20 protein-coding genes are annotated in these 23917 nt (G+C 63.9%); 7 read left to right on the plus strand and 13 right to left on the minus strand.

Going from position 1 to position 23917, the window contains the following annotated elements:
- Positions 1–2: 2 nt before the first annotated feature.
- A complete protein-coding gene (locus tag H2052_RS11515) occupies positions 3–1322 on the minus strand; it encodes an acyl-CoA dehydrogenase family protein (RefSeq protein WP_293781745.1) in 1320 nt (439 codons plus the stop codon).
- A gap of 153 nt (positions 1323–1475) precedes the next feature.
- On the opposite strand from H2052_RS11515, the gene H2052_RS11520 reads away from it, so the two are divergent.
- Positions 1476–2498, plus strand: coding sequence for an AraC family transcriptional regulator (locus tag H2052_RS11520; RefSeq protein ID WP_293781747.1), 1023 nt, complete (start codon positions 1476–1478; stop codon positions 2496–2498).
- Positions 2499–2506: 8 nt separating this feature from the next.
- Here H2052_RS11520 and H2052_RS11525 read toward each other — a convergent pair whose 3' ends face one another.
- The 6 genes from H2052_RS11525 to H2052_RS11550 form a co-directional block, all read right to left on the minus strand.
- Positions 2507–3448, minus strand: coding sequence for a pyridoxal-phosphate dependent enzyme (locus tag H2052_RS11525; RefSeq protein WP_293781749.1), 942 nt, complete (start codon positions 3446–3448; stop codon positions 2507–2509).
- A gap of 113 nt (positions 3449–3561) precedes the next feature.
- Positions 3562–4563 carry a threonine/serine dehydratase gene (locus tag H2052_RS11530; protein WP_293781751.1) on the minus strand — a complete coding sequence of 334 codons (1002 nt, stop codon included), beginning with the start codon at positions 4561–4563 and terminating at the stop codon, positions 3562–3564.
- 58 nt (positions 4564–4621) lie between these two features.
- Positions 4622–5830 (minus strand): P1 family peptidase, encoded by a 1209-nt coding sequence (locus tag H2052_RS11535; RefSeq protein WP_293781753.1) that lies wholly within the window; start codon positions 5828–5830, stop codon positions 4622–4624.
- Complete coding sequence (locus H2052_RS11540; RefSeq protein ID WP_293781755.1) at positions 5827–7203, minus strand: MFS transporter; 1377 nt, start codon at positions 7201–7203, stop codon at positions 5827–5829. Before H2052_RS11540 ends, H2052_RS11535 begins: the two co-directional genes overlap by 4 nt.
- On the minus strand, positions 7200–8816 hold the full coding sequence (locus H2052_RS11545; RefSeq protein ID WP_293781757.1) for an AMP-binding protein: 1617 nt from the start codon (positions 8814–8816) through the stop codon (positions 7200–7202). Before H2052_RS11545 ends, H2052_RS11540 begins: the two co-directional genes overlap by 4 nt.
- Positions 8816–9337 (minus strand): MaoC family dehydratase, encoded by a 522-nt coding sequence (locus H2052_RS11550; protein WP_293781759.1) that lies wholly within the window; start codon positions 9335–9337, stop codon positions 8816–8818. Before H2052_RS11550 ends, H2052_RS11545 begins: the two co-directional genes overlap by 1 nt.
- Before the next feature lie 170 nt (positions 9338–9507).
- On the opposite strand from H2052_RS11550, the gene H2052_RS11555 reads away from it, so the two are divergent.
- Entirely contained in the window at positions 9508–10263 is a 756-nt protein-coding gene (locus H2052_RS11555; protein WP_293781761.1) for a TetR/AcrR family transcriptional regulator, read from the plus strand.
- Between the two features lie 9 nt (positions 10264–10272).
- Here H2052_RS11555 and H2052_RS11560 read toward each other — a convergent pair whose 3' ends face one another.
- Both H2052_RS11560 and H2052_RS11565 read right to left on the minus strand, forming a co-directional pair.
- Entirely contained in the window at positions 10273–11613 is a 1341-nt protein-coding gene (locus H2052_RS11560; RefSeq protein WP_293781763.1) for a serine hydrolase domain-containing protein, read from the minus strand.
- Entirely contained in the window at positions 11613–12395 is a 783-nt protein-coding gene (locus tag H2052_RS11565; RefSeq protein ID WP_293781765.1) for an enoyl-CoA hydratase/isomerase family protein, read from the minus strand. Before H2052_RS11565 ends, H2052_RS11560 begins: the two co-directional genes overlap by 1 nt.
- Positions 12396–12676: 281 nt before the next feature.
- Here H2052_RS11565 and H2052_RS11570 point away from each other — a divergent pair, with 281 nt between their 5' ends.
- Positions 12677–14893 (plus strand): TonB-dependent receptor, encoded by a 2217-nt coding sequence (locus tag H2052_RS11570; RefSeq protein WP_293781767.1) that lies wholly within the window; start codon positions 12677–12679, stop codon positions 14891–14893.
- Positions 14894–15003: 110 nt separating this feature from the next.
- Entirely contained in the window at positions 15004–16473 is a 1470-nt protein-coding gene (locus H2052_RS11575; RefSeq protein WP_293781769.1) for a serine hydrolase domain-containing protein, read from the plus strand.
- A 74-nt stretch (positions 16474–16547) separates the two neighbouring features.
- Here the strand turns inward: H2052_RS11575 and H2052_RS11580 are convergent, their stop codons facing one another.
- Positions 16548–18695 (minus strand): TonB-dependent receptor, encoded by a 2148-nt coding sequence (locus H2052_RS11580; RefSeq protein WP_293781771.1) that lies wholly within the window; start codon positions 18693–18695, stop codon positions 16548–16550.
- A 201-nt stretch (positions 18696–18896) separates the two neighbouring features.
- On the opposite strand from H2052_RS11580, the gene H2052_RS11585 reads away from it, so the two are divergent.
- The gene (locus H2052_RS11585) at positions 18897–19910 is read left to right on the plus strand and encodes a DUF1611 domain-containing protein (protein ID WP_293781773.1); all 1014 of its coding nucleotides are present in this window, start codon (positions 18897–18899) and stop codon (positions 19908–19910) included.
- Here the strand turns inward: H2052_RS11585 and H2052_RS11590 are convergent.
- From H2052_RS11590 to soxR, 3 genes are all read right to left on the minus strand, one after another.
- Complete coding sequence (locus H2052_RS11590; protein ID WP_293781775.1) at positions 19900–21456, minus strand: acyl-CoA carboxylase subunit beta; 1557 nt, start codon at positions 21454–21456, stop codon at positions 19900–19902. The genes H2052_RS11585 and H2052_RS11590 overlap by 11 nt on opposite strands.
- A gap of 86 nt (positions 21457–21542) precedes the next feature.
- Positions 21543–21848 (minus strand): plasmid stabilization protein, encoded by a 306-nt coding sequence (locus tag H2052_RS11595; RefSeq protein WP_293781777.1) that lies wholly within the window; start codon positions 21846–21848, stop codon positions 21543–21545.
- A gap of 73 nt (positions 21849–21921) precedes the next feature.
- On the minus strand, positions 21922–22383 hold the full coding sequence (soxR, locus tag H2052_RS11600; RefSeq protein WP_293781779.1) for a redox-sensitive transcriptional activator SoxR: 462 nt from the start codon (positions 22381–22383) through the stop codon (positions 21922–21924).
- Positions 22384–22483: 100 nt separating this feature from the next.
- On the opposite strand from soxR, the gene H2052_RS11605 reads away from it, so the two are divergent.
- Together H2052_RS11605 and H2052_RS11610 are read left to right on the plus strand one after the other, a co-directional pair.
- Positions 22484–22864 carry a VOC family protein gene (locus H2052_RS11605; RefSeq protein WP_293781781.1) on the plus strand — a complete coding sequence of 127 codons (381 nt, stop codon included), beginning with the start codon at positions 22484–22486 and terminating at the stop codon, positions 22862–22864.
- Between the two features lie 50 nt (positions 22865–22914).
- Positions 22915–23910 (plus strand): DNA topoisomerase IB, encoded by a 996-nt coding sequence (locus H2052_RS11610; protein ID WP_293781783.1) that lies wholly within the window; start codon positions 22915–22917, stop codon positions 23908–23910.
- Positions 23911–23917: the final 7 nt, after the last annotated feature.

A 23917-nucleotide genomic window follows, 5' to 3' on the forward strand; every position in this document is an offset into this window, starting at 1 on the left:
CGTCAGCCGGGCAGCAGATCCGGATCGGTCAGCAGCATTCCCCCCTTGATCGCGATGACCTCGTTGCACCCGTCTTCGATGAGCGAGGCGCGGGCATCGCGGAACAGTTTTTCCATCGGATATTCGCGCGTCAGCCCGTTGCCGCCGAACATCTGCAACGCGTCGCTCGTCACCTCGAGCGCGTGCTGCGTCGACGTCACCTTGGAGAACATTGCCGCCTGAAGCGCGGGCATGGGGTTATTCATGTTGAACGCCGTCACCCGCCGCGCCAGCGCGCGCGAGATTTCCACCTTGCGCGCCATATGAAACAGCCGCCGCGCCACGTCCTGATGCCGAATGAGCGGCACGCCGCCCTGTCGCCGCTCATGCGCATAGCTGTGAGCGAGTTCATAGGCGGCGCGCGCACAGCCCGTGAACGTCGCGCCCATCAGGGCGTTCGCCTCGCTGTGGATCGCATAGACACCCTTCAGATAATCTTCGGGCGCCACCAGCAGATGGTCGATATCGAGCGTCACGTCGTTGAAGAAGATTTCGCCCTGCGGCAACGCGCGCTGGCCCATCTTCTCCAGCGGCTTGCCCTTCGATACGCCCGGCGCATCGAGCGGCACGATGACCACCGCGCCGCGTGCCGGATCGTAGCCCGATCCCGTCTCGGCCGCGCAGTAAAGGATGCAGAGGTCAGCGACCGGGCCGTTCGAAACCCACGCCGATTTCTGGCCGTTGATGACGATCTTGCCGTCAGATATCCGCGCAACGCAGTTCGGCCGGTTCGGCTTTCCCGCAGCGTGAGCCGCGTGCCCGCCGGGGTCGATCGAATCGCTCCCCCGGTCGGGCTCCGTGATGCCCCAGCTCCCGATCAGCGACTCAGGGTAGGTGCGGGCCACGAAACCATTGCCGAATTTCGCCGCCATGTAATGCGGCAGCAGGCCGGCGCCTGCGGAAATGGCGAGACCGGAATCGCCCCAGCCAAGCTCTTCGAAGAGGATCGCGAACACGTGCGGCATCTCTTCGGCAGAGAAGGAGGCCAGCGTCTCCATGTTGATGCCAAGCTCGGCGTAGGCACGGCGGAATTCCCAGTAGCGCGAAGCCCTGTCGACGACCGCGTCCGCGCTAAGACGATCGAGTTCGGTACCGATCGGACGCATGACCTTCTCCGCGAAGCTGTGCAGCGACTTTTGGAGTTCGGCCGCAATCTCCGGAAGCGGCGGCTCCGCACCAAGCTGACCCAGCTTCACATGCGGGTTCGTATCCCACTGCGTGAAGGGGAGCGGTCCACCGCCAAGGGCGATGTCGTGATCGACGACGGCAAGCTGATGGTTCACGATCTTCCTCCAAGGTCGGGCCGGATCGATCTTGTGTCATCCATTCCCGATGCTGCGATCAAAACATGAAGCCGGGCATCATTGAATGTCGTCTCGCGCCAAGCTTTTGACTTTAACTGCCACGCCGCGCATGATGCGCAGCGGGAGGCAGTCATGAAAATCGAACTGCTCGGCTCGATGCGGATGCCGAACCAGAGCGTCCGCATCATGCGCGCGGCGTTGGACGAGGCCGGGATCAATCCGCTGCCTTTGCTCGCAGACGCCGGCATCGCGGCGGCCGAGGCCGACGACCCGCAGGGCGAGGTGTCGGGTCTTCAGGAATTGCGCTTTCAGGAGATCTTTGCCACCGCGACACGCGACGTTCCCGGCCTGTGGTTCCACACCGGAATGCGCTACCGGTTGATGACCTACGGCCCGCTCGGGCTTGCCGTGCTCTCCGCCGGAACCGTACACGACGGGCTGAAGGTGTTGGTGGCATTCCAGGCGCTCACCTATTCGCTCCTGCAATATCGGCTTTACGACGAAAGCGGCACGCTTGCGGGCATGGAGGCGGACGACAGCAACGTCGCGCCCGATCTTCGCGAATTCTGTCTCGTCCGCTCGCTCGGCTCGGCGACGACCTTCCTCAAGGACATGCGGCAGCCGTTTCCGCTGGCGCGCATCGAATCGTCCGTTCCGCCGCGCAGCGACGGCATCGACTATGCGGCAGAGCTTGGCGTGCCCGTCGTGTTCGGCGCGCCGGTAACGCGTTGGGTGTTCCAGCCCGGCGCCGCCGATCTGGCGCTGCCGATGGCGAGTCCTCTCCTCGAACAGACCTATCAGCAGCTCTGCGCGCGGCTGATCGACGAGGCGCAGGTCAGCGACGACATGGTCGGGCGGCTCTACTCGCTGCTTGTCCGGTCGAGCCGAGGTTTCCCCTCGGCAGCAAAGGCCGCGGCGGAACTCGCGGTTTCGGAACGCACGCTGCACCGCCGCCTTGCCAAGCAGAAGCTCGGTTTCGGTGATGTGCTCGATCAGGTCCGCGAGCAGCGCGCCTGCTACCTTCTCGATCGCTCGCACCTCTCGGTCGAAGCGATCGGCGAAATGCTCGGCTTTGCCGAAACCGCGAGCTTCTCCCGCGCCTTCAAGCGATGGACGGGCGTCTCACCCATCAAGTTCCGGCAGCGCCCGCGCTAAGCTTCGATTTAAGGCACGCCGCCGGCAAGGATGATCGCAAGATGCGCCGCATCGAGATGCCCTCCCGAAACGATGCACACGACCGGTCCCGGATGCTCGCCCGCAAGTGCAGCGGCGACCGGAGCGGCGCCAGCGCCTTCCGCGATCACGTGATGACGCTCGGCGAGCATCCGCACAGCGGCGGCTGTTTCCGCTAGCGAGACGAACGCGCTCCCTTTCAGAAGGTTGCGTACCAGCGGCCACATGGCCGGGATTACGGTCGGGCCGCCCATGCCCGTGATGAAGGATGGCGCAAACGGTACCGTGACCGGCTCTCCGGCAGCAAACGCCGCGCGCACCGGCGCGCCTGCCTCGCTCTCGCTCGCGACAACCGCGGCCGCAGATCCATAGGCCTTGAGCGCTGCGGCAATACCGCAAGCGAGCCCGCCGCCGCCGTAGGGCGCGAGCACCGTCGCCACATCGGGCAGATCCTCGACGATCTCGGCGCCGATCGTTGCGTTTCCGGCGAGCACCTCGCTCTCCATGACAGGATGGATGAACGCCGGATCGGCGGGGGGCTCGGCAAGCATCGCCCACCAGCGATCATAGGCAAGCGGCACCACGCGTGCGCCGAACCTCTGCAGCGCCTCCACCTTGCTGCGCGCCGCCGTATCCGGAACGTAGGACGTCACCGAAATGCCCCGCGCGCGTCCGGCATAGGCAAGGCCCTGCGCAAAATTCCCGGCGCTCGCCGTGAACACGCCACTGCGGCAGGAATCGCCGCGGCTGAGGAGCGCATTCGCCGCGCAGCGTATCTTGAAGGAGCCGACTGGCTGCAGCATTTCGAGCTTCAGATAGATATCATTCCGCGCGCCGCCCTGCAGCCGGATAAGCGGCGTGCGCACGGCAAGATCGCGGATACGTTCGCGCGCCACGTCGATTGCCGCGCGATCCGGTATCACGGTGCTCATCGCGTCTTCGCCGGCGTCGAGGCGCAGCCCGAAATCATGGCCGATGCGCAGTGCATACTTGCCTCCTCCCTACGCTGATCAGTCTGTCCCCGCCGGAGCGCCGCCATGCTGTGCTATTGCAAGCCCGTGATGCGCTTTCCGGCCTCGACCTGTGCCGCGAACCCGGCGATGTCGATGTTCGCGCCGCAAACGATCACGCCCACCCGCTTGCCGCGCACGCGCTCTGCGAGCGGGCCCATCAGCGCGGCGGTCGCTGCCGCTGCCGCCGGCTCGACCGCAAGGCGCGCCTCTCGGAACAGCAGGTCCATGCCCGCGCGCAGCGCATCGTCGGAAACCAGCACGATCTCCTCCACGGCCTCGCGGCACAGCCTAAAACTGTACGGCAACGAATAGGGCGGTCCCAGGCTGTCCGCGATCGTCGCGATTTTCGCGTTGGTGGCGGGCGCGCCTTGCGCGAAGCTGCGGTACATATTGTCCGCGCCTTCCGGCTCCACGCCGAACACCCGGCAATCGGGCATCAGCAGCCGGATTGCGGTCGCGAGCCCGCCGCAGAGTCCGCCCCCGCCGATCGGGCAGATCAGCACGTCGAGCGGTTCGGTCTGGCTTGCCCATTCAAGGCCGATGGTGGCGGTGCCGAGCGCCGTCAGCGGGCCTTCGAAAGGGTGCACGAAAACGCGACCTTCTTCGGCCTCGATCTGCTTCGCGCGCTCGAATGCCGCTGCACCGTCCGCCGCGATCTCCACCTCCGCGCCGAGACGGCGGCAACGTTCGATGCGCGCCGGATTGGCTGTGGGCATCATGACCACCCGCGCCGAAATCCCCAGCGTCCGGGCGGCATAGGCGGTGGCGATCGCGTGATTGCCGGCGCTGACAGCCGTAACGCCGCGCGCACGCTGGGCCTCCGAAAGCGCCATCATCACGGTGAGCGCGCCACGGGGCTTGAACGTCCCCGTCCGCTGGAAGAGTTCAAGCTTCAGATTGACGCGCGTGTCAGGGCCCAGGCGGTCCCGAAGTTCGTCCGCCTCCCAGTCGAGCGTCGGGGTGGTGACGATGCGGGTGCCGAGGGCGGCGCGTGCATCGCGAATCGCATCAATCGTTATTGCAGGATCAGTCATCCAGCGAGTTTTTGCATGTTTTCAACCACAAGGAAGGCTGATTCTTCGCGAAACCGACTTAGCGGCGAGGAAAGCGTGCCTTCATAATGCGTGTCAGCTGATCGTGCGGAATGCCGTAAACCTTCACGTTGTTCGCGCCCGTCATGGTTTCGGACGCCACGAGCTGGTTCACAAGCGCTTCTTCCGTGGCGTGTACGACACCCGAAAACAGCGCGTTCATTGTCTCGCTGTCGGTATCGTTGATCATCGCCGGCAGGCGCGGAGGCCCGCCGAGCGGGATGATGTGACTCGTCGAGAAGGCGAGCGCGAATTCGCCGGAGAGCGCCCCGGCCGTGCTTCCGTTGCGGCCGACGCCGAGCGCGGCGCGGCGGGCAAGCCGCTCCAGCTGGTGCGGCATCAGCGGTGCGTCGGTTGCGATCACGATCAGCAGCGAGTTCTTGTCCTGCGGCTTTCCCGCATCGGGGCCGAGAACCGCCACGCCGTTCACCTCAGGCCATGCGCCCTTGATCTCCTTGCCGATCGGCACACCCGCGATGCGCAGATCGTCGCGGCTTCCGTGGTTCGCCTGCACCAGCACACCGACGGTATAACGTTTGTCGCCTGCCGAAACGACGCGCGACGATGTGCCGATGCCGCCCTTGAAGGTGTAGGCGATCATGCCCGTGCCGCCGCCGACATTGCCCTCGGCGACCGGGCCGCCTTTGGCGCCGTCGAGCGCTGCGAACACGTGGTCGCGCGTAAGGCCGTGCCCGAAGACGTCGTTGAGCCGGCTGTCGAGCGTTTCGCCGACGACCGGGAGCACCCGAGAGAACAGCGCCTCTTCCGGCACCTTGCTGATCGACCAGTCCATCAGGCTCTGATGCACGAGGCCGACGTTGCCGGAACCGGTGAGCGCGATCGGCCCCAGGAACTGCCCGATCTCGTCGACGAGATGCATTCCGGTCCATTCGCCGGTGCCGTTGATCACGGCCCTGCCCGCGGCCACACCGTCGATGCTGCCCTTGCCGAGCGGGTGAATGATCGTCACGCCGGTGCGGTAAGGCCCCTTGCCGATCACCATCGGCCCATCGCCTGAAATCACGGTGGTGTGGCCGACTTCGACTCCCGCGACGTCCGTTATGGCATTCAGCGGCCCCGGCGTACCTTCGAACGGAACCCCCAGATCGCGGGCACGCGGCCCCGCGATCGACGCCGTCGCGGCGATCGAAACGATCAGCGCCGCCAGCAGCGGCAACGCACCGGACCACAGTCTTTGCATCGAAGTCATGGCGTGATCTTTCCTGTCAAAAGGGTTTCATAGACGCGGCGGAACCGCAGGAGCAGCAGCAGGCTCGCCGCCACAAGCAGCGAGGGCAGAATTGCAAACGCAACACGAATACCTGTGAGCGCCGACTCCGGCTGCGTCACCACCGTTCCGCTCGATGCGACGAAGCTTGTCCACGAGAGTACGGCGCCCGTCGCCAATCCGCCGAGCGCAAGGCCGAGTTTTTCGCCTGCCGTCCACAGCCCCGTGAACATGCCCTGCCGGTGGATACCCGTGGCGCGCGCGTCGGCATCGAGAACGTCGGGCAGCAGCGCGAAGGGAAACAGCTGCTGCCCAGCGAAGGCGAGACCCATCAGGCAGACCTGCGCATAGAGAAGCGCATCGGGCGTTTCGCTGTCGCAGAACCAGAGTCCCGCAGTCGCAAGCACGAGCAGCACGCTCGATCCGATATAGGCGCGCACCTTGCCCACGCTTCGGGAAATGCGCACCCAGAGCGGCATGGCAACGATCGCCGAGACGTTGAGCGCAACGAACAGCAGCGTCACGGTCATCCCCGAACCCTCGCGGATATGCACGGCATAATAAGGCAAAGCGCCCGAGAAACAGCCGAGCCCCGCCAGTTGCAGCAGATAGGTGACGAGGAGCAGCAGAAACGGCTTGCAGGCCGCCGCCTGCCGAAGCCCCTGCCAGAACTGGAAATCCGCCGAAACCGATGCCGCCGCCCCCAGCCTGCGCGTCGCCGCCACGGGTACGAGCATTGCTATGCCGCACACGATTCCAATCGTCAGCGCCATCGCGGCGTAACCGGCACGCCCGCCGCCCGCGAGATCGACAAGGAACGGCGCGCCTGCGCCGCCGAGCAGGATGCCGGCCATCGCAAATCCCATGCGGAACGACATCAATGTCGTGCGTTCCTCCGGGCTGCGAGATATCTCGGCGGGCATCGCGATATAAGGCACCGAGAACACCGCGTAAGCCGTGGCGCAGGCCATGTACGCGGCGGTCACGTAGACGAAGCTCTCGAGCGGCGTTTCGAACGCGGGGACCGAAAACAGCATCACGAAGAAAAGGCTCATCGTGATGCCGCCAACCAGCATATAGGGCCTCCGCCGACCCCAGCGGCTCTGCGTGCGGTCCGAAAACATCCCGATCATGGGGTCGATCAGCACGTCCCAGAACTTCGGGATGAACACGGTAATGGCGGCGAGCGCCGGCGAAATGCCGAGAACGCTTGTCATGAAATAGAGCAGCAGCACGCTCGGCACGGTGGAGAACACGCCGGTTCCAAGCGAGCCGACGCCAAACGCCGCCATGGTGCCGATGGAGAGGCCGCGAGCGTCCACCGATGCCACCGCGCCGCCCATGGCCTTGTTCACCGCGCGCCGCTCAACTGCCGCACTTCTTCGCGAAGCGCGTGCTTGTCCACCTTGCCGATCGGCAGCAGCGGCAGCGCCTCGCGGACCAGGAAGGTCTTGGGCACCTTGTAGTTCGCAAGCCGCTCCGCAGCGAATGCGCGGAGCGTAGCCTCGTCGATCACCGCGCCCGGCGCGGGAATCACGAATGCCCAGCCGACCTCGTCATAACGCGGATCGGCCACCGGGATCACGGCCGCCGCCGCGACGCCCGGATGCTCTTCGAGCGCGAGTTCGACCTCGCGCGGATAAACGTTGTAACCGCCCGACTTGAACATCTCTACGCTGCGCCCGACGAAGCGCCAGTTGCCAGCCGGCAGCAACTCCACCTGATCGCCGGTGCGGAACCAGCCGTCCGCCGTGAAGGCCGCGGCAGTCGCCTCGGGATTGTTGAAATAGCCGAGCATCACGCCCGGCCCCTTGATCTGCACTTCGCCGATACCGTGCTCGGGAACGGGCTCGCCCCCCTCATCGACGACACGATAAGCGTTGTGGTGATCGTGGTGCCCGATCGTTTCCGTCAAAAGCGCGAAATCCGCGTCTGGCGGATTGACGCTGTTGATCGACCCGCCTTCGGTGAGCCCATAGTGCAGCGAGAAGAAATAGCCCTTCCCCTCCAGCCGGCGGAGCAGCGGCGCAGGCATCGGCGCGCCGCCCCATGCGATCACCGATACGCTGGAGAGGTCGCGCCGCGCGGCATCGGGATGATCGAACACCGCCTGATGCATCAGCGGCAGCCCGCCGAGGATCGTGATCTTCTCGCGCTCCGTCGTCTCCAGAATTCCGGCTGGATCGAAGCTTTCCATGAACACGATCGTGCCGCCGTCGATCAGGCAGTTTCCACACACGTCGGACTGGCAGCCGACATGGTTGGTCGGCAGGTTGCAGATCACGCGGTGCCCGGCGCGCAGACGTTCGCGGCCCACGAACGATTCCGAAAGCGCCCGGTACGAATGAAAAAAGCTGTCGTGCGAGAGCACGGCCCCCTTGGGCTTTCCGGTCGACCCCGAGGTGTAGACGATACTCACGGGATCGCGGCGCGAGGTGCGATTCAATCGGCGCGCGACATCATCAAGGGCATCGCCGTCCGCGAGAAACGCATCGAGCGATCGGCCCATCCCATTCAGAACACCGCCGATGGTGACGAGGCTGACGCCCGCGACGACATCGCCCGCAAGATCTCGGAGGTCATCGTCATAGCGGCGTCCCGCCGGATCTTCGAGAATCGAAACCAGCAGTTTCGGCTGACAGTCCCCGAGCACATGGCGCATTTCCTCGCGCCTGTATTTCGGGTTCACGCCCACCCACACGGCACCCGCACGCATCGCGCCAAGCAGCATCAGCATGAACTCGGGGCGCGGCGTCACGATCATGGCGACACGGTCGCCAACCGCCACGCCCGCAGCGATCAGCGCGCGCGCATAGCGATCGATCTCGCGGTCGAAATCCGCATAAGACAAGCGCTGATCGCCGAAGATGATCGCCTCGCGATCAGGAACCGTCCGCGCATAGGCGGCAACTGCGTCCGGCAGCCTCTCGATACTGGCGACAAGCGCCGGACCGTGCGGCGCCTGCATCAGGCCGCCTCTCTCGAAATCAGGCCGATCCATTCGGCTACGAGAGCCGGACGCTCCTGCCCCTCGATCTCGATCGTGTTCTCGGAGGTGACAAGATAGGCGCCATCCTCGCGCTGCTCCACGCTCTTGATCACCATGCGGTTGCGGAAACGCGCGTTCACCGGAACCGGCGAAATGAAACGCACCCGGTTGAGCCCATAATTCAGATCATAGCCGGCGACGCCCCCGCCGTGGCGATAACGGATCGGCGAGCAGAGATGGCTGAGCATCGACAGCGTCTGAAACCCGAACAATATGGTCTGGCCGAACGGGCTGTGTTCGCGCGCATAGTCGGGATCCATGTGCATGGGATCGATGTCGCGCGTCACCCTGCCGAAGGCGTCGATCTCGTCCTGCGAGAGCGATATCCAGTCGCTGACAAGTATCTCCTGCCCGACGAGCGACGACAGGGTTTCGACATCATATTCCATCGGTGTTACGCAGCCCTTCCGGTTTCGGAACGGGACGTCGGCACTTCGCATCGCAGAACGCCCGCGCACGAACGACGCACCCTTCCGTCTTGATACAGGCGGCTTAACACGATTGAATTTAAATTCAAGTTTATAAATTGCCGTACGAGGCTATGATTAGAAATTGGTTTTAAGGCCGGTATCCGGTATCACGGGCGCAATCGAGGTTGATCAAGAGCGCAATGGCAACAAAGAAAAAAGCCGTGGGCGAAAGGCCTGCCGTCGCACCGCTGGGCCGCAAGGAACGTCGCAACGCCGTCAGCAAGAAACCTGCCGCACCACAGACGCAGCGCGGCAATCAGACGCGCGAGAAGCTGAAGGAAGCGACCGTGCGCGTGCTGGAGCGGATCGGCTACCGCGCCATGCGCCTTTCCGACATCGCATCCGAAGCCGGCGTCAACGTCAGCCTCCTCTACCACTATTTTTCGGGCAAGGCGGACCTCACCCACGAGATCCTTGTTGAACTGCTCGATAGGCAGCGTTTCGACGACCTCTCCGGCATGCCGCCGACCAGTGACCCGTTCGATTCGATCGTGCGCGCCAACAAGGTCATGGTTTCCACCTATTCGCGCACGCCAGGCCTGATGCGGTGCCTGCTCCACTTCGACGAGGAGGAGGCCGAGTTCTCCGAACTCTATCGCAAGGTGAGCGCGGACTGGAGCCTCAAGATCGCGAAGGACATCGCAAAGCGATGCCCCGGCGTGGCACTGGGCGAGGAGCAGCGGTTGATGATCGCCTATGCCCTCGGCGGCATGGTCGACAACTTCCTGTTCGAGCTTTACGTCGATCGGAATCCGACGCTGGTGAAGGCCTTCTCGTCGCCGGAGGATGTGGCGCATTTCCTCGCGATTCTCTGGTACAGGGCGATTTACCTCGCAAATCCGCCCGCCGAGCAGTTGAAGGGCTATGAGGGCTTCACAAGCCTCAAGATGGCCTGAACCAGGTCGTCAGTTTGCGGCTGCCGCGCGTGGGCGCGCGGCGCGCAGCAGGTCGATCGCCCAAATAGCGGGATTATGCCCCACCTGATTGAGCGTTCCGCCGAGGCTGATCCCCGTGCCCGGTTCATAGAGCATGATCGCGCCCCAGAATCCGGTGTGTCCGAAATACGAGATGCCGTCGGGCGTCGTCAGTCGTGACACGCCAAGCCCACGTTCCACCGCGATATCGCCGCGCATCTGGCGCCACTGAGGCGACGTCATCAGCGCCAGCGTTTCCTTTTTCTTGAACAGCCGCCCCTCGCCGAGCGCGCGGATGAAGCGGTTAAGTTCGTCGGCCGTTGAGACGACACCGCCGCCCGCCCAATCGAAGGAAATGTTGAAGCGCCCGGTGCGGCCGGCGAAATCCCCGATATAGAAATCCGCAGCGTTGCCCTCATAGGGCGTGGTCGCTGGCTTGGTCGCATATTCGAGATAGGTGTGCTTCAGCCCGAGCGGATCGAACAATCGCTTACGGTAGGCCTCATGCAGCGTGGCGCCGGTGAGCTTTTCGATCACCAGGCCGAGAATGATGTAGCCGGTATCGCTGTAGTGATACCCCTGCCCCGGCGCGAACAGTCCGTTCGTCGCGCCGCCGTTATAGCTGAGGTAGAAATTGAGGATGCCGGCCTGCGGATCATCCGGCCGTGACGGGTCCCACGGCGCCCATGTCTTTCCGGTTGCCAGCGTCGCGATATCGCATCCCGGCGTCTCGAGGCACTTGCGATGCGTGCCGAGCACGCCGAGCAGCACGCCGCCGAAGGACTCCGGCGCCGCCTGCCCCTGGCTTTGTTCCGACGTGAGCTTTGCGTCGTCCATGAAGACGTCGCGCATACCCGACTGGTGCGCCAGCAATTGCCGGATTGTCAGCCCGGCGCCATAGCTGCGCCCTTCAAACGTCATCAGGCGGTCGAGGACCGCGGGCGCGAGCACGCCGAGCGAACCGAGCGTCGTTTCGATCCCCTCCGGGCCAAGCTTCCCCTCTTCGGCGAGTTGCAGAATCACCGTCGCCGTCATCGTTTTGGTCACGCTCGCGATCGGGAACTGGTCGTGTGCCGTAATCGCGGCCGTACCGCCTTCGCGCGCGGGGCCGACGCCCTTTGCATAATAGAGCTTTTGCGCGGGATCCTCCACGACCACCGCCGCATTGTGCATGGCATCAGCGGGTGCGGGCGAAGACGATGCCAGCGGCAAGGCCTGCATCACGGCATCGAGGCGTGCCGCCTCGGGCGCCGCCGGTGCCGTGCCATGCGCGCACCCGGCCGCCATCAGCATTAAAGCGCCAGCGATCGCGCAACCGGCTTTCCGTACCATCATAGAGCCTCCGAACCTCGCACCTTGAATCCCGCCACACGGGCCGTCACTTCAGCATCGAGCAGGCTCGCGGCGAGGTTGATTGTTTCCTCCGCCATCGCCGCCTCGATACGGTCACGCTCAAGCAGGTTGATCGCCCGTTTCAGGTTGCGTACCGCCTTCGCCGGGCGCGACGCAATGCGCTGAGCGAGTGCGAATGCCGCTTCGAGATGCTGTCCGGTCGGCGCGATCTCGGTCACGAGCCCCGCCTCATTCAGCGCCTTCCCGTCCAGATGTTCGCCACCCATGATCCATCTGAACGCCCGCTGCGGGCCGATCAGACGCGGCAGCAGCGCGGTCACGCCGCCGCTCACGAACATGCCCCATTCGATCTCGGGGAAAAACGCGCGCGCTTCCTCGGACCAGATCACCGCGTCGCAGTTGATCGCCCATTCGAAGCCGCCGCCCACGGCCCAACCGTGCACGGCCGCGATCACCGGCTTTACGCCGAACATGATCTCCCGGCTCACCTGCTGCATCACGTCCACACGTGCGCGCATCGTCATTTCGTCCACGTCCTCCGGCGCCTCGTGCGCGGTCAGGTCGTCGCCTGCGCAGAAGGCCTTGCCGCTCCCGTGAAGCACAATCGCCGCCGTCGCCTCGTCGGCATTGGCTTCGCGCAGCGCAGCGATGAACGCGCGGACCATCGGTTCGTTGATCGCATTGAGGCACGCGGGCCGATTGAGCGTGATGACGCTGGCCCGGCCCTGACGGGACAGAAGGACTTCCGGCGATTCAGTCAATTCTCGAACCCTCAAACACGACGCGTGCGGCGCCCTCATTCTTTCGCTATTTGATTTTAAATTTAATTTCAAGTAAAGCTGCGGATAGTGATGGCGTCGTTTGGAGGGCGAGCCGGTTGGGAGGCGGCCCTGCACGCGGCCCATGCACCGCTATTGGGAGGGGCAGGTGTTTTGCTGAACTGGAATCAGGGGAAGGCTCCGGGCCTCCCGGTCACGAAGACCAACGCAAAACTTGAATATGAATTTATGTTCTATCAATCGATCTGAAAAAGGGGGAAGGAATGTCGAAATCGGTTAACCCTGCACGTAACCTGTCCGTGCGCCAGCTGATGCGATCGGCCGCGGTGCTCGCGCTGCTCTCGCCCGTACCCGCGCTGGCGCAGGAAGACGCCTATGGCATCGAGATCATCACCGTCACCGCCCAGAAGCGCACGGAAAGCGTGCAGGACGTGCCGATCGCCATCACCGCATACTCCGAAGCTGGCCTCACCGCGCGCGGCATCGACGGGCTAGGCGATCTCGCACAGAATACCCCGAGCCTCGGCTTCGGCAACTTTTCCGATCTCAAGCTCTCCCCCATCGCGCTGCGCGGCATTTCCGCAAGCTCGGGCTCGGCCGGGCAAGACCCCGCCGTCGGCGTCTATGTCGACGAGGTGTTCATGGGCGGCGGCGTCGGCGCCAATATCGACATGGTCGATGTGGAGCGCGTCGAGGTTCTGCGCGGTCCGCAGGGCACGCTCTTCGGCCGCAATACCGTCGGCGGCGTGATCAGTATCACCACGAAGAAGCCGACCGACGAATTCGAAGGCTATGTCTCGGCTGGCTACGGCGACTACGACGCGGTCAACCTGCGCGGCGCCGTCAGCGGACCGATCATTGCCGACAAGCTGCTCGCCCGCATCTCGGGGCAATACGAGGACCGCAAAGGCTTCACGCGCAACGAGATCGACGGAACGCGCGGCGACGATTCCCACACATGGAGCCTGCGCGGCCAGCTGCTGATGCGGCCTACCGAGAATGCCGAGTTCGTGCTTACCGGCGAATATCGGAAGGTTGACCAGCGATCCAAGTATTTCGAAACCCTGGCCTACAACCCCGACCAGTTGCTCCCGCAGCTGCTCGAACTGTTCGAACTTCCGCTCAACACCGACCCCTTCGACCGCCGCGTCTATTCGGACCTCGCGACGAAGGAAACGCTGAAGGCGTGGGCCGTCTCGTTCAACGCGAATATCGATTTCGGCGGCGTCGATTTCACCAGCATCACGTCCTACCGCGAGCATGAATACGACAACATCGGCGACACCGACATGTCGCCGCTGCGCTGGCTCTACGACGGCGACCCCGAAGACGTCTGGCGCTTCAGCCAGGAGCTGCGCCTCGCCTCGAAGGGCGACACGGCGCTCAGCTGGATCGCGGGCCTCTATTATTTCCACCAGACGAGCCGCAACCTCAGCTTCGTTCGCCTCGGACAGGATCTCGCCGATCTGCTCGAGGTGCCCGCGATGGACATCGGGTCCGACGCGGACATGAAACTCGATAGCTACGCGGCTTACGCGAACATCTCCTACAAGATCACCGATCAGCTCGAAGCGACGCTCGGCGGCCGCTACACCTACGAAAAGAAGTCGATCCTCTATTCGCAGTTCGATCCGCTCGCGCTCCTCGGCGGTCAGGTGGACGGTCTGCAGGGCAAGGATACGTGGAAGGCGTTCACGCCCAGCTTCAACATCCGCTACCACTTCAACCCGTCGGCAATGGCCTATGCGACCGTCAGCCGCGGCTTCAAGAGTGGCGGCTTCAACGACGCGCTCGGCGACGCGAACGGCATCAGCTACGATCCCGAATATATCTGGAACTACGAGATCGGCGCGAAGATGAGCCTCCTCGAAAACCGCCTTCTCGTGAACGTCGCGGCGTTCGCGATGGAATGGACCGACATCCAGATTTCGGCGGACGATCCGAATACGCTCCCCTTCGATCCGCGCACCAGCAACGCCGGCAAGGCGCACTCGCGCGGTGTCGAGCTCGAAGTCACAGCCGTGCCGATCCCGGCGCTCGAACTCGGCTTCAATCTCGCGCTCACCGATGCGGAATATGACGAAGGCACGGTACCCACAGCGCCCGGCAGCCCGGAAATCCCGCTCGCCGACCTCCCGCGCGCGCCGGAAACCCGCTTTGGCGTAAACGCGCAGTACACCGTGCCGCTGGGCGAAATGTCGCTCACCCTGCGCGGCGACTATCTCTACGAGCGCGGCACCGACCTGCTGCCCATCAAGGATCCAGCAGCCCGCGTCGGCACCGTCGGGCTTCTTAACGGCCGCATCACGCTCGCCGGCGAGGAAGACCGCTGGTCGATCGCGCTCTGGGGCAAGAACCTTACCGACAAGACCTACAAGACCCGTCTGTTCGACCTCTCGAACCAGGCGCTTGTGGGGCAGCAGCTCATCGTGCTCGGCGCACCGCGCACGTTCGGCGTGGAGGCGCGATTCAACTTCTAGGATCACGCCCGCAAATCGTGCCATCATCGGGGAGACGCCGCGACGGGACCGCGGCGGCTCGGCGATGGTGGCACCACTATGAAAGGACCATCTGAGTGAAGGAAGGTGTCATGCACGAACTCATCTGTTCATCGAAGGCTCCGCGCGGCGAAGGCTGGCGCAGGGGCGTGCTCCCGCTTCTGGTCAGCGTCGCGCTGCTCGGCACCGATGCATTGCATTCGGAGGTGAAGGCCGAAGCGCTCGCGCCCGAAACCGCGTCCCGTATTGATGCAATCATCGCAAACCGCATGGAAGCGGCCCCCTTCCCCGGGCTCGCAATCGCGATCGAACGCAAGGGCGAACTCGTTTATGCGAAGGGGTTCGGCATGGCCGATCTGGAGCAGGACGTGCCGGTCACGGTGGATACCGTCTTCCCGATCGGATCGATCACGAAATCCTTCACCGGCCTTGCGCTCGCGCAGCTTGCTGTGGACGGCAAGGTTTCGCTGGACGAGACCGCGGGCCATTATCTGCCCGATCTGCCGGAGCCCGCGCGCAGCGTGAAGGTCCGCAATCTTCTCGATCACACCGGCGGCCTTGTGAACTACACCGACCTGCCGGAGTTTCCCTACAACTCCCGGAAGGAATTCACGCGCGAGGAGATGGTCGGCTACTTCGCGAGCAAGCCGCTGATGTTCAAGCCGGGAACGGCGTGGAGCTATTCGAACTCCGGCACTTATCTGATCGGCCTCATCATCGAGAAGGTTTCGGGCGTGACGTACGACGAATACGTCCGCACGCACATTCTCGAACCGTTCGGCATGTCGAAGTCGCTCTATACGGACTGGACCCGTCTCGTGCCGCACCGCGCGCAAGGCTACAAAAAGGGCAAGAACGGCTGGCAGAATGCACTGCAATATGATCCCATCGTTCCATTCTCAGCCGGCGCGATCATGTCGACCGTCGGCGATCTTCTGAAATACCGCCGCGGTGTGTTCGCGTCGGACAAGACCAGCCAGGCCGTGCGCGATCTCATTCTGAAGCGCGACAAGCTCGAGGACGGAACCGAGCTTCTTTACACGCTCGGCTGCCTCGTCACGACGAACTTCGAAGGCCACCGCAAGATATCCCACGCGGGCGATATCTACGGCTTCTCGGCATACTACGCTTATTATCCCGATGACGACGTGGTCATCACCATCACCACCAACAATCAGGGCGGTGCTTTTCCGCCGCTCAGCGTCGAACAGAAGATCGCGCGCGAGATACTTGGCGTGCCGCAGCCGGTCGTCAAAGCATTGCCGGTTCCCGCCGATCTCGGCACCCGCGTCTCGGGCGATTACTATTTCGCGCCCTACCGCTTCGGGCCGGAGGTGCACGGCTTCTCCTTCAAGGACGGCCAGCTCTACCTGAATTTCGGTGGAACCAAATCGGGCGGCCCTGTGCTGCCGCTGCTCTACCAGGGCGCAAACCGCTTCGTGTCGGCCGTCGACGACGAGCACAACGTCGTCTTCAAACCCGGGAAACGCGGCAAACCGGCAACGCTGACGATGGAGTATTACGGCGGCAGGTTCAGCGCACAGCAGACCCCCGCGAAGTAATCAGGCCAAGTACAAAAAAGAAGAGGCCGGGGAAACAATTCCCCGGCCTCCTTTTTGGTCTGACGGTTCAGCCCCTAGAACTTGAAGCGTGCCTCAACGCCATACGTGCGCGGCGCGGAGAGAGACTGCACGGCCTGCCCGCCGATAATCACGCCATCGTCGCGGTAGAGCGCGTAGTCCTTGTTCGTCAGGTTGCGGCCCCACAGGAACAGCGACCAGCCCTGTTCGCTGCCGATACCGATACGCCCGTTGAGCAGCGTCACATCGCCTTGCGAATAGTCGTTGTCCGGCCCGAAGAAGATCCGGCTGCGATGCGTCAGATCACCGCGCAGCGTCAGCGAGAGCGTGTCGGTAAGTGGCGCCTCGTATTGCGCGCCCACGCTGATGTTGTGCTTCGGCGCCTTCACCATCGTGTTGCCGGTGAAGTCGTCGCCACCCGGCGTGGCGCCTGCATAATCGAGGAACTTCGCATCGAGATAACTGTAGTTCACCGTAACGTCGAAGCCGTTAACGGGCCGTGCCGTGAGTTCGAGTTCGACACCCTTGCTGCGCGCGCGCGCAGCGTTCGAGGTCTGGAATTGCGGCAGACCGCCCACCAGCTCGAGCTGGTTCACCTGCAGGTCCTTGTAACGCAGATAATATGCCGAGGCGTTGAAACGCAGACGGTTGTCGAGCAGATCGGATTTCAGGCCAATCTCATAGCTTGTCACGAATTCCGGTTCATACTCGGCATCGTCCGTGGGCGTCACAGAAAACACGTTGTAACCGCCCGATTTGAAGCCCCGGCTGACGGTCGCGTAGGTCAGAACCTTGTCGTTCCACTTGTAATTGAGGCTGAGCGACGGAGAGAAATCATCCTCCGATCGGCCGAACCGACGTTCCGGCATCGTTGCAAGCAGCAATCCGAACGGATCGCCGTTCTGGCTGTGAATGACGTCCTTCTTTTCCCACGTATAGCGCAGTCCGGCAGTAATGCTGAACTGGTCCGTCACGCGATAGACGGCTTGACCGAATCCGGCGATGCTTTCGGATTTAATGGTCGCGAAAATGTTTCCGGTCACGGCCTCGGGATAGATGCCGAGGTCCGCGCCGATCACCGCAGCCGAATTTGTCTCAAGCCGCTGGTGGAAATAATAGACACCGAACACATACGTCAGCGGGCCGCTGTCAGGCGAGGCAAAACGCAGTTCCTGGCTGAACTGGTTCTGGTCCTCGCTGATACCCGAAGCGAGCAGGTCGAGCGCCGTGTAGTCATTGTCCGCGAGGTTATACCACTGGAACTCACGGTAAGCCGTGATGCTCGTCAGCTTCCCGCCGCCGAGCGACCAGTTGATCTCGCCAGAGGCGCCGAACGTGTCGCGGTTCTGAACCGTGTCCCTGTTCTGCACAACCTGACGGTCCCAACCGCTCGCGTCCGCAAGCGGTGTTCCGGTAAGATCGCCGTTGTCGGTGATGTCGATGGACCCGGAATTGGTCCGATCACGCGACGCATCGACACGCGCAACGAGTTCGAAATCCTCGTTCTCGCTGTAAACCGCCGTCAGACGGCCCGAAAGCGAATCGACGTCGTCGAGGTCGGTTCCGGTCAGCAGGTTTTTCACCAGCCCGTCGCGGCGGTCGATGCCGCCCGAAACGCCGACATAGAACTTGCCCGGAACCACCGGCCCGCTGATCGAGGCGCTTGCCCGGATGGCTTCATAATTGCCGTAGCTCGCGCTGATGTCGCCGCGAAGTTCGTCGCCAGGCTTCCTCGTGATGAAGTTGATCGCGCCAGCGATCGTATTCTTGCCGTAAAGCGTGCCCTGCGGCCCGCGCAGCACCTCGATGCGTTCAAGGTCATAGAGGCTGTTGTTGATCGTCGTCGGGCGGCCCATGTAGACGCCGTCGACGTAAACGCCGACACCCTGATCGACGCCGGGGTTGTTCGTTTCCGAAACGATACCGCGAATCGAGATCGACGTGCCGCGCAGCTCGCGCATGTCGATGTAGACGCTGGGTAGCGAGGTCGCGAAATCCTCGATACGGCCGATGCCCTGATCCCGGATCGCTTCCGCCGACAGCGCGGAAACCGAAATCGGCACATCCTGGATCGATTCCGCCCGCTTCTGCGCGGTGACGATGATCTCTTCCAGCTCGGCGGACTGTGCCAGAGCGGGCGCGGCCACGCCGGCACCGCCCACGCAAACCGCCGAACACAAAAGCGCGCGCTTCAAAACATGCATTTCGTTTCCCCTTTTTCTCGCGCGCCGATTCCGGCCCACGCATTCCCGTCACCAAGCTCCGCCGTATGCCTGTGCTGGCACCGTCGGTACGATCAGGATCATTCTTCATTTTGAAATTGAATTCAAGTTGATTATTGTCGAATAAGGAACATCGTTTCCAAAAGATCAACAAACGCACCGCTGAAGGACACTGGACAGCCCATGGTAGACCTGCCGTCACCCTATCTCCTCTTTCTGGGTGACACCCGGAGCGAGACCTATGCCAAGACCGCATTCGGCCTGCGCGACTGGGCGCCTGACGCGGTGATCGGCGAGTATGCCATGCCGGAAGCGACGGTGACCCTGGGACTCGAAAGGCTCACGCCCACTGCCGCGGCGTCGCGCGGCGCGCGTGCGCTGCTTCTCGGCATTGCGCCGGTCGGCGGCGCCATCCCGGCCCACTGGCTGCCCGAGCTCATCGCCGCGCTGGAAGCCGGGCTCGACATCGTCGCCGGGCTCCACCAGCGGCTTGCAGACATCCCGGAGCTGGCAGCGACCGCGCGACGCCTTGGCCGCACGTTGTTCGACGTCCGTCACCCAACCGTCAGCTTCAGCGCGGGCACCGGTCTCCCCCGCTCGGGCAAGCGACTGCTTACCGTGGGCACGGACTGCGCACTCGGCAAGAAATACACGGCGCTTGCCATTGCGAAGCGGTGGCAGGCACTCGGCGGCAATGCGGATTTCCGGGCAACGGGGCAGACCGGCATCATGATCGCCGGTCACGGCGTCGCCATCGATGCCGTCGTCGCCGACTTCATCGCAGGCGCAGCCGAATGGCTGAGCCCGGCGAACGCGCCCGATCATTGGGACATCATCGAGGGCCAGGGCTCGCTTTATCACCCCGCCTTCGCGGGCGTGACGCTCGGCCTCCTGCACGGCGCGCAGCCCGACCTGTTCGTGCTCTGCCACGATCCGACGCGCGCCGCGATCTACGGCTACCCACACATTCCCATGCCCGACCTTGCCGAAGCGATCGCGCTTTACACGCAGCTCGGACGGCTGACGAACCCGGCCATCGCCTGCGCGGGGATCAGCATCAACAGTTCGAAGATGGGCGAGGCTGATCGCGCCGACTGGATCGCGCGGACAGCAGACCGGCTCGGCCTGCCCGTCGCCGATCCGCTGCGCGACGGCGTCGACGGGTTCATCCAGAAGATGCAAGCCGTCAGGGCATGACCCCGTGCCGCATCGCGGGCTGCGCGGACGCCGTCCGCCGCGTCAGCGTCTGATCGAGCACCCGGATCAGGCGCGGGCGTGTCTCGCGCGGGTCAATGACGTCGTCGATGTTCAGCTTCGACGCCGCGTGGAATGGCCCGGCGCAGCGCGCGTAGTTCGCCGTCAGGTCGCGGATCAGCGCCTGCGGGTCTTCCGCGGACTCGATCTCCTTCGAATGCGCCGCCAGCACCGATCCGCCGGGCGGCAGCGAACCGAAATCCGCCGTCGGCCAGGCAAGAATCATCGCCTGCTGTGCCTCCGCGCCGCCCATCGCCACCGCACCGAAGCCGAATGCCTTGCGAATGACGACGGTAATGCGCGGCACCGCCGACCATGAGATCGCATAGCTGAGCGCAAGCCCTGCGCGCAGCGTCCCCTCCTGCTCCGCCTTCGGCCCCGGCATCACGCCCGGCACGTCCTGCAGGAAGATGATCGGGATGTGATAGGCCGAGCACAGGTCCACGAAATGCCGCGCTTTGTTCGCCGCCTGCGCGGTGATAGCGCCCGCCGAAACCATCGGCTGGTTCGCGATAATTCCAACCGAATGGCCGCCCAGCCGGGCAAGCCCGGTCACGATCATGCGCGCGTGGTCCGGCTTGATCTCGAAGAAGCTGTCCCGATCGACGACGCTGTGGATCAGGTCTTTCACGTCATACGGCAGGCGCGGGTTTTCAGGGATTAGGCTCACCAGCCGTTCGTCCATCCGGTCGGCGGGATCATCGCAGGCCAACCGCTCGGGATATTCGTAAGCGTTGCGCGGAAAATAGGAGAGGAATCGCTGCGCCATCGCGATCGCCGCCTCTTCGGTTGGTGCCGCATTGTCGGCCACCCCGGAGATCCGGCAATGCACGCCCGCGCCGCCAAGCTCTTCGGGCGACACGCTCTGCCCGGTCGCGGATTTCACCACTGGCGGCCCGGCGGCGGCAAGCATTGCGGTGCCCTCCACCATGATGATGAATTCGGCAAGGCTGCTGAGCAGCGCCGAATCCCCAGCGCTCGGCCCCATCACGATCGCGACCTGCGGTGCGATGCCGGAAAGGCGCGCAAGCGTGATGAGATGCGAGGCCTCCGGCAGTCCCTCCCCGATCATCTCCTGCGCGCGCGCCCCCGCGCCGTCCTGCAGCCAGATGATGGGCATCCGCTCGCGCAGCGCGATGTCGGCGATGCGGTGTTTCTTCCGCCCGTGGTGGAGGCCATAGGTGCCGCCGTGCACGGTGAAATCCTCAGCCGCAACGCACACGGGCCGTCCGTCGATCGTCCCCGTTCCGATGATCACCCCGTCCGCGGGGGTCACCTCGTCCACGGTTTGCGCGTAGCCGATCGGGCTCGCGTGCGAGGCAAGCTGGCCGTATTCGAGGAAGCTGTCTGGATCGAGCAGCATGGCGATACGTTCGCGCGCCGTGCCCTTGCCGCGATCCCGCTGCCGGCGGACCTTGTCCTCCCCGCCCATCGCCAGCGCGCGCGCGCGCCGCGCCTGCAATTCCTCGATCGCTTCAGCCATGCCCATTGTCGTTGCTCCACTGGTGACGGCAACGGGCTCACATCAATTTAACTTAAATTCAAGTTCTATTATTGAGAGGACAGGCAGCAACCCTAGCTGTTGCCGCGCTTGCGCCGGGTTTCCCAACCCTTCTTCGCCGCTGCCGAGCGCTCCGCTGCACTCCGTCCGGCGGATGCCGCACCGCCTTTGCGGCCGCCTTTGCGGGACGAGGCGTGGTTCTCCGTCTTGCCGCGGCCCGAACCGGATTTCTTGCCGCCACCCGATTCCTTGTTCACGGTCGCCCAGGCACGTCGTTCGGCTTCCGTCTTGCTGACGCCTCGGTCCTCATAGCCCTCTTCGATATGCTCGGCCTTGCGCTTCTGCTTGTCGGTGTAGCTGCTCTTGTCACCACGGGGCATCGGTCTCTCCTGCTGCACGCCCCCAACCGCAAGCCTCTCAACGCTGCCCGGCGATTTTGGTTCAAGGTCCGGGTCAGTCCGCGAAATCCTCGGCGTTGTCGCCCATCAGGAATCGCGGCCCTGCTCCGGCGCGGGCTGCGCGGTCGCCGGGATTGTAGAGCGCGCAGCGCTGCAGCGAGAGGCACCCGCAGCCGATGCAGCCGTCGAGAAGATCGCGCGTGCGCTCGAGCATGGCGATCCGAGTGTCGAGCACCTTGCGCATCCTCCGGCTGATCCGCGTCCAGTCCGCCTGTGTCGGCACGCGGCCACCCGGTAGCGTCGCGAGTTCCGCCTCGATCTCCGCCAGCGTCAAGCCCAGTCGCTGCGCAATCAGCGCGAACGAAAGCCGCCGGATGTCGGAGCGGAGAAAGCGGCGCTGGTTGCCGCCGGTACGGATCGGGCTCACGAGCCCGCGCTCCTCATAGAAGCGGATCGCAGAGACGCTCAGCCCCGTGCGCTGGGCCAGTTCGCCGATGGTGAGTGTCGTTTGCGCCATGCTGCGGGCCTTCGAAAATCAAGCTTGACCTAAAGTTAACTTGAGGTTGTACGACTCGCAAGGACTGGCGCTATCCGGCGCGCAGACCATGGAGAAAATCATGAGTTTCCCGAGAATTGAGCACGTCAACGTCACCGTCACGGACCCCGAGCGAACTGCACGACTGATGGAAACGCTGTTCGGCTGGAAGATTCGCTGGAAAGGCCCCGCACGCGATGGTGGCCGATCGATTCACGTCGGTTCGGACACGCATTACATCGCGCTCTACACCGGCGCGAACGCCGCCTACACCGAAGAGGATTTCGCGAAGGGCCGACCGCTCAACCACATCGGCGTCGAGGTCGACGATCTCGATGCGACGGAAGAGCGCGTGTTCGCCGCCGGGCTGGTGCCGTTCAATCACGACGACTACGAGCCCGGCCGGCGCTTCTATTTTTTCGATCCCGACGGCATCGAATATGAAATCGTCAGCTACGGCTGAAGTGGAGAACTGCAAGGGAGCCGAGCGGCGCGCGATGCGTTGTGGCTCCCATGCAGAACGGCCTTCGCTATGTTGAGGATACGGAACCTGGCTACACGCGAAGACGCTGCGGGCGGGGCTGGGGTTATTTCGATGCGGAAGGCGCGCGCCTCGCCGATCGGGACGAGATCGATCGGCTGAACCGTCTGGCACTGCCCCCGGCCTACGTGCGCACCTGGTTCTGCCGGGATCCGCACGGACACCTGCAAGCCACGGGCTATGACGCGCGCGGACGCAAACAATATCGCTACCATGCGGCGTACCGCGCGCATCGTGACGCGAAAAAATTCGCGTCGCTCGCAGCCTTCGGCCGCGCCCTGCCCGCCCTTCGGGCACAGGTGGAGCGCGATCTTCGCAAGCGGGGTCTCCGCCGCGACAAGGCTGTCGCGGCGGTGGTCCGTCTCCTCGACGGCGGCGAGGTCCGCGTCGGTAACGACGATTACGCGCGGACGAATGGCAGCTACGGCGCAACGACGCTACGAAACCGGCACGTCGCGATCAGCGGCCATACGATTGCCCTGCGCTTCAAGGGGAAATCGGGGAAAACCCACAGCTTCAGCCGAGCCGATCGGCTGCTTTGCAGTGCCGTGCGTCGGTGCCAGGATCTACCGGGTCAGCGCCTGTTCGCCTATCTCGATGATGCCGGCGACGTGCATCCAGTTACCTCGCAGGATGTGAACGCCTACATCCGCGCTGCCACCCAGGCCGACTACAGCGCCAAGCATTTTCGCACGTGGCGCGCGAGCGTCATCGCGCTCGGCGTTATCGCGGCGCGTGAAGAGGAAATCATCCCGCAGAAGGAAATTCTGGAGCCGGTCAGCGCCGCCCTCGGCAACACGCCGGCAATCGCACGATCCGCCTATATCCATCCCGGTCTTCTGGATCTCGCCGCCGCGCCGGAACGGAGAAAGCGAATGAAACTGCCCACGCGGCGGGCGACGAAATATCTCAGCGCCACCGAACGCACGCTGATCGACATTCTCGACAAACTGGCGAAGCGCCGCTGAGCGTGCC

Source organism: Sphingosinicella sp. (assembly GCF_013911755.1).
In the GTDB taxonomy this organism is placed as follows: Bacteria; Pseudomonadota; Alphaproteobacteria; order Sphingomonadales; family Sphingomonadaceae; genus Sphingosinicella.

Bases quoted from the DNA above. Each gene is read 5' to 3' on its own strand.
- H2052_RS11520 (WP_293781747.1), top strand. From the start codon at position 1,476: ATGAAAATCGAACTGCTCGGCTCGATGCGGATGCCGAACCAGAGCGTC.
- H2052_RS11525 (WP_293781749.1), bottom strand. From the start codon at position 3,448: ATGAGCACCGTGATACCGGATCGCGCGGCAATCGACGTGGCGCGCGAA.
- H2052_RS11530 (WP_293781751.1), bottom strand. From the start codon at position 4,563: ATGACTGATCCTGCAATAACGATTGATGCGATTCGCGATGCACGCGCC.
- H2052_RS11535 (WP_293781753.1), bottom strand. From the start codon at position 5,830: ATGACTTCGATGCAAAGACTGTGGTCCGGTGCGTTGCCGCTGCTGGCG.
- H2052_RS11545 (WP_293781757.1), bottom strand. From the start codon at position 8,816: ATGCAGGCGCCGCACGGTCCGGCGCTTGTCGCCAGTATCGAGAGGCTG.
- H2052_RS11550 (WP_293781759.1), bottom strand. From the start codon at position 9,337: ATGCGAAGTGCCGACGTCCCGTTCCGAAACCGGAAGGGCTGCGTAACA.
- H2052_RS11555 (WP_293781761.1), top strand. From the start codon at position 9,508: ATGGCAACAAAGAAAAAAGCCGTGGGCGAAAGGCCTGCCGTCGCACCG.
- H2052_RS11560 (WP_293781763.1), bottom strand. From the start codon at position 11,613: ATGGTACGGAAAGCCGGTTGCGCGATCGCTGGCGCTTTAATGCTGATG.
- H2052_RS11570 (WP_293781767.1), top strand. From the start codon at position 12,677: ATGTCGAAATCGGTTAACCCTGCACGTAACCTGTCCGTGCGCCAGCTG.
- H2052_RS11575 (WP_293781769.1), top strand. From the start codon at position 15,004: ATGCACGAACTCATCTGTTCATCGAAGGCTCCGCGCGGCGAAGGCTGG.
- H2052_RS11580 (WP_293781771.1), bottom strand. From the start codon at position 18,695: ATGCATGTTTTGAAGCGCGCGCTTTTGTGTTCGGCGGTTTGCGTGGGC.
- H2052_RS11585 (WP_293781773.1), top strand. From the start codon at position 18,897: ATGGTAGACCTGCCGTCACCCTATCTCCTCTTTCTGGGTGACACCCGG.
- H2052_RS11590 (WP_293781775.1), bottom strand. From the start codon at position 21,456: ATGGGCATGGCTGAAGCGATCGAGGAATTGCAGGCGCGGCGCGCGCGC.
- H2052_RS11595 (WP_293781777.1), bottom strand. From the start codon at position 21,848: ATGCCCCGTGGTGACAAGAGCAGCTACACCGACAAGCAGAAGCGCAAG.
- soxR (WP_293781779.1), bottom strand. From the start codon at position 22,383: ATGGCGCAAACGACACTCACCATCGGCGAACTGGCCCAGCGCACGGGG.
- H2052_RS11605 (WP_293781781.1), top strand. From the start codon at position 22,484: ATGAGTTTCCCGAGAATTGAGCACGTCAACGTCACCGTCACGGACCCC.
- H2052_RS11610 (WP_293781783.1), top strand. From the start codon at position 22,915: ATGCAGAACGGCCTTCGCTATGTTGAGGATACGGAACCTGGCTACACG.